The organism is Streptomyces sp. NPDC051940 (assembly GCF_040680895.1).
Classification (GTDB): Bacteria; Actinomycetota; Actinomycetes; order Streptomycetales; family Streptomycetaceae; genus Streptomyces.
In genome coordinates this window covers 1-5126 of the sequence record NZ_JBFAXR010000062.1, presented here as the reverse complement: position 1 = coordinate 5126, position 5126 = coordinate 1, and the positions used below count along the sequence as shown (strand labels likewise).

The 5126-nt window shown below is 74.0% G+C and carries 3 protein-coding genes and 1 riboswitch; all 3 genes read right to left on the bottom strand.

Annotated elements, in window-relative coordinates; all coding sequences use genetic code 11:
- Nucleotides 1–108 precede the first annotated feature (108 nt).
- From AB0M28_RS23215 to AB0M28_RS23205, 3 genes are read right to left on the bottom strand one after another with little or no spacing between them, the layout of a single operon-like run.
- Entirely contained in the window at nucleotides 109–2496 is a 2388-nt protein-coding gene (locus AB0M28_RS23215) for a DUF3488 and transglutaminase-like domain-containing protein (protein ID WP_365408041.1), read from the bottom strand.
- A 16-nt stretch (nucleotides 2497–2512) separates the two neighbouring features.
- A complete protein-coding gene (locus tag AB0M28_RS23210; protein ID WP_365408038.1) occupies nucleotides 2513–3859 on the bottom strand; it encodes a DUF58 domain-containing protein in 1347 nt (448 codons plus the stop codon).
- Entirely contained in the window at nucleotides 3859–4896 is a 1038-nt protein-coding gene (locus tag AB0M28_RS23205; RefSeq protein ID WP_365408035.1) for a MoxR family ATPase, read from the bottom strand. Before AB0M28_RS23205 ends, AB0M28_RS23210 begins: the two co-directional genes overlap by 1 nt.
- 138 nt (nucleotides 4897–5034) lie before the next feature.
- Nucleotides 5035–5117, top strand: a riboswitch (ZMP/ZTP riboswitch).
- Nucleotides 5118–5126 lie beyond the last annotated feature (9 nt).

Sequence of the window (5126 nt, the reverse complement as noted above, 5' to 3'; positions counted from 1 at the left end):
CCGCCCCTGCCAGGGACCACCTCCCGCCAGGGACAGCCTCCGCGCGGGACCGCCCCCCGCCAGGGAACGCACCCGCCAGGGACCGCCCCATGGCGGGTGGACCGCCCCCTAAGGCGTCCGCCGTAGGCGGAGGCTGGCTTCGCGGAGGGAGTCCGACCAGCGTTGGGTGCGGGTCGTCCAGGCCTGGGACCAGGCCCAGAACACCTGGACCGACGACCGCGGCGCCAGCCGCGCGCGGAGGCGCGTGGAACGCGAGGCCGCCGACGCGAGGCCCGCGAGGACGCGGCGGACGTCGGCCGTCAGGCCCGGCGTGGGCGGCGGGGACGGGGCGAACAGAACGTGTTCGACCGCCGACGCCACCCGCTCGGCCGCCGCGGCGGCCTCCGTGTCCAGCGAACCGAGCCGGACCAGCCGCGCCACCGCCGTACGCGGCGTGAGCGCGTCGTCCGGCGGGATGCCGTAGTCCCACGCGCTGTCACCGAGCTCCGCCCACGCGGCGAGCGCGGGCGCCCCCCGCGCCAGCCGCAGCCGGCACAGCCGGCGCCGCCACAGCGCCGGTGCCGTGAGCAGCGCCACGACCACCGCCAGCGCGAGCAGCCCCTGCACGGCGGGTGTGAACCACGAGTCGTCGTCCGACTCGTCGGCCAGCGGACCGGCCAGCGTGTCGGCGCACCCCGCGGGGTCCAGCCGCCGCACCGACTCGGGGCAGTTGGACGAGGAGCTGGGCGCCGGCGCGGCCGACTCGCTCGTGCTGGGCTGCACGGCCGGGTCGTCGGGGTTCTGCCGCGGCACCGAGGAGCTGCTCTGGCCGAGGGAGTACGACGGCACGGAGCCCCGCGTGGGCGTCGGCTCGAAGCGCGTCCAGCCCACGCCCTCGAAGTACAGCTCGGGCCACGCGTGCGCGTCCTTCAGCCCCACCGACATCTCCCCGTCAGCCGTCGGGTCGCCCGGCGTGAAGCCGACCGCGATCCGCGCCGGGATGTCCAGCGAGCGGGCCATCGCCGCCATGGCGAAGGAGAAGTGCACGCAGAAACCCTTGCGGTCCTTCAGGAAGTCCAGGATCGCGTCGGGGTCGTTGCGGTCGACGTCGACGTCGGTCTCGTAGGTGAAGTTGTTCTGGAAGAACTTCTGCAGCGCCACCGCCTTGTCGTACGCCGTGGGCGCGTTCTTCGTGACGGCCGCGGCCTTGCGCCGGGCCTCCGCGGGGAAGCGGGGCGGCAGCTGGGTGTACTCCGCGCGCAGGTCCGAGGGCGGCGCTCCGGCGGAGGCGAGCTGCTCGGCGGTGGGCTGCACGTCGTACACCTTGAGCCGGTAGTCCGTGCCGCCCGTGTCCTCGCCGTCCGTGCCGACGACCATCCGGCCCTCGGGCTCGAACTGCCAGTCCTTGTCGTCGACGTCCACGGACGCCACCGGATACGACATCGGCAGCCACGACTGCTCGTACCAGTCCTCCGCCTCGACCTTCACGTCCAGCACGTCCACCGCGAGGTCCTCCAGGGTCATGCCCTGGGGCCGCGGCAGCTGCTTCGGGATGGGCTCGATACGGCGCTTCCCGGCGGTCCACATGACCCCGTCGAAGCGGTCGAGGGCGACGAACCGCAGATACAGGCTCTGGCTCTGCTTCTTGTCGCCGGCCTTGTAGCGCAGCACCTCGCGGTTGTCGGGCTGGTTCAGGTTCTGCTGCAGCGCCACGACGGGGTTGACGGAGTTGACCAGCCCGCCGCCCGGCCCCTGGCCGGGACCGGTGCCCGCGCCGTCCAGCAGCCCGCCGCTCAGCGAGGGCATGATCGCCGGTGCGAAGAGCGCGAGTCCGAGGACGAGCCCCCCGATCCGCCGGCCGGTGCGCATGGGCGTGACGGGCTGCGAGCCCGACTCGTACGGGCGGCCCGGCCGGGTGCCCAGGCCCGCGAAGACCCGCCCCCACTGGGAGAGCCGTTCGCGGCCCTCGGCGAGCAGCAGCATCAGATAGCCGGCGCCGGCCAGAAAGAAGAGCAGTTCGCCGTTGCCCTGGTTGATGCCCGCCGCCACCGAGTACATGGCCAGCAGCGGCAGCCCCGCGGGGGCGGCGCTGCGGTACGTCACCGCGAGCGCGTCCACGCACACGGCGACCGCCGCCACCCCGGAGAGCAGCATGAGCCGGATGCCCTCGGTGACCGGCGCGGGGATGGCGTAGTCCTGCACGCCCTGCCCGCCCGTGCGGTACAGGTCGCCGAACTCGCGGATCGCCTCCGGTCCCGGGATCAGCCCGCCGATCGCCTGGTCGGCGGCGAACATCAGCGTCAGCAGCACCACGGTCAGCACCAGCTGCCCCAGCACGGTCAGCGGCCGTGCGAGCGGCACCCGGCGGCCCACGAGGCCGGCCCCGGTGATCACCGTGACGAGGAAGACCGCCTGGAAGAACCACCCCGCGCTGTCGGTCAGCGGCAGCAGCGCCGCGGCCGTCAGCATCGTCGCCGTCCAGGCGGCCAGCGCCATCCGTCCGCGGCCGCTCAACATGTCCCCTCCACGTTCCTCACGCCCCCGTCTTGACCTGCTGCGCCTGGCCCTCGGCCTGCCGCCACAGATCGGGCATCCGGTCGCCCGGGCGCACCGGCAGTGCCGTCCAGCCCGCCTCGCGCAGCATCCGTACCTGGTCGTCCAGGCGTCCGTCGTCCTGCGCCTCGCCGTCCGTCATCGACCAGGCCGCGCTGTCCAGCAGGAAGACCAGGGCCGCGCCGGTCCGGCGCCGCATCCGGGCCACCAGCGCCACCTGGTCGTCGTCCAGCTCGCCGACGAACGCCACGAGCAGCCCCTCGTGCCCCGAGCGGAGCACGTCGTACGCCGCGGAGAGCTCCTCGGAGTCCGAGTGGTCGATCACCGCGAGCGTGTCCAGCATCAGCCCGGCCGAGTCCGCCGACTCCGAGTGCGCGCCCACCGCGCCGCCCGCGGACTCCGGGCCCGGCACGGAGTCACCGGTGTCGGTGAGCAGCCGTACGGCGTAGTCGCGCTCCAGCATGTGCAGGGCCGTGGACGCGGCGGCCGAGACCGCCCACTCGAAGGCGGAGTCCGGGCCCGCGCCGTAGTATCCGGCGCGCCGGGTGTCGAGCAGCACGGTGCAGCCCGCCCGGTGCGGCTGCTCCTCGCGGCGCACCATCAGCTCGCCGTAGCGGGCCGTGGAGCGCCAGTGCACGCGCCGCAGATCGTCGCCGTGCCGGTACTCGCGCGGGATCACGTCGTCCTCGCCGGCCAGCGCCACGGTGCGCCGCCGCCCGTCGCCCCAGCCGGACGACTCGCCGGCCAGCCGCACCGGGGCCAGCGCCTCCGTCTTCGGTACGACGGTCAGCGTGTCGTACGCGCTGAAGGAGCGGGTCAGCTCGCACATCCCGAACGGGTCGGTCAGCCGCAGCTGCAGCGGCCCCAGCGGATAGCGTCCGCGCAGGTCGGAGCGGACCCGGTAGGACACCTCGCGGCGCCCGCCCGGCTCCACCCGGTCCAGGACGAACCGGGGCCGGGGCCCCAGTACGTACGGGACGCGGTCCTGCAGCATGAGCAGCCCGGTGGGCAGCCGCGAGGCGTTGTCCAGGCGCAGGTGCACCCGCGCCTCGGAGCCCGCGGGCACCCGGGCGGGGGAGAGCCGGCGGCTGCCCGCGACCCGGTACCGGGTGCGGTTCAGCACGGCCACGCACACCAGCGGCAGCGCCGCCAGCAGCAGGCCGACCCGCAGCAGGTCGCCCTGCCCCAGGATGTAGCTGCAGGCCGCCGCGGCGACCCCCGCGGCCAGGAAGGACCGGCCGCGGGTCGTCGTACCGGCGAAAGCCGCGCGCAGCCCGCCGGGCCGGCCGGAGCCCTGCTCCGGACCGGCGGGGGCATCGACGGCCATCAGTACCTCCGGGAGTCCGGCGACTGCTGGTTGTACACCTGGCCGGTCGCGGGACGGGCACCGCCGCGGTAGTCCGCGGTCGGGACGGGCGTGCGCTGGATGATCTCCTCGACGACCTGCTCCGCGGTACGCCGGTTCAGCTGGGCCTGCGCGGTCGGCAGCAGCCGGTGGGCGAGCACGGCGACCGCGAGGGCCTGTACGTCGTCCGGCAGCGCGAACTCGCGGCCCGACAGCGCCGCGGTGGCCTTCGCGGCGCGCAGCAGGTGCAGCGTGGCGCGCGGCGAGGCGCCCAGGCGCAGCTCGGGGTGGGTGCGGGTGGCCGTGACGAGGTCCACCGCGTAGCGCCGTACCGAATCGGCGACATGCACGGTGCGCACCGCGTCGATCAGCTTCTGGATGTCGTGCGCGTGCGCCACCGGCTGCAGGTCCGTCAGCGGCGAGACGCCGCCGTGCACGTCCAGCATCTCCAGCTCCGCCTCGGCGCTCGGGTAGCCGATGGACAGCCGGGCCATGAAGCGGTCGCGCTGGGCCTCGGGGAGGGGGTAGGTGCCCTCCATCTCGATGGGGTTCTGCGTGGCCACCACCATGAAGGGGCTGGGCAGTTCGTACGTCTGCCCGTCGATGGTGACCTGCCGCTCCTCCATCGACTCCAGCAGCGCGGACTGCGTCTTGGGCGAGGCCCGGTTGATCTCGTCGCCGATCACGATCTGCGCGAAGATCGCGCCCGGCTTGAACTCGAAGTCCCGGCGCTGCTGGTCGAACACGCTCACACCGGTGATGTCCGAGGGCAGCAGGTCCGGGGTGAACTGGATACGGCGCACCGAGCAGTCGATCGACCTGGCCAGCGCCTTGGCGAGCATGGTCTTGCCCACGCCCGGTACGTCCTCGATCAGCAGATGGCCCTCGGCGAGAAGGACGGTCAGTGACAGCCGCACGGCCTCCGGCTTGCCCTCGATCACGCTCTCGACAGACCTGCGCACCTGCTCCGCGGTGCTGGTCAGATCACTGAGGCTCGATCGCTCGTCATACGTCGTCACCGGCCCTCCTCGGCCCTTCCCCGGTGCCCCTGGCGGGGCGGGGGACTCCCCATGGCGGGCCGGTGAACCACGGTGCGGACCGGCCCTCCCCATTGCGCGTGGTACCCCGCCACGACCGGGTCGATCCCCCGGGCGGGCCGCGCGGGCCGTGACTGGCGCTGAGGTGGACGACCACCGGGGAGCGGTCCGACAGAGCAGTGCCGCGCGCCTGGGCCGAACGGTGAACGAGC

Excerpts from the sequence above, each read along its gene's own strand:
- AB0M28_RS23215 (WP_365408041.1), bottom strand. The coding sequence starts at position 2,496 with ATGTTGAGCGGCCGCGGACGGATGGCGCTGGCCGCCTGGACGGCGACG.
- AB0M28_RS23210 (WP_365408038.1), bottom strand. The coding sequence starts at position 3,859 with ATGGCCGTCGATGCCCCCGCCGGTCCGGAGCAGGGCTCCGGCCGGCCC.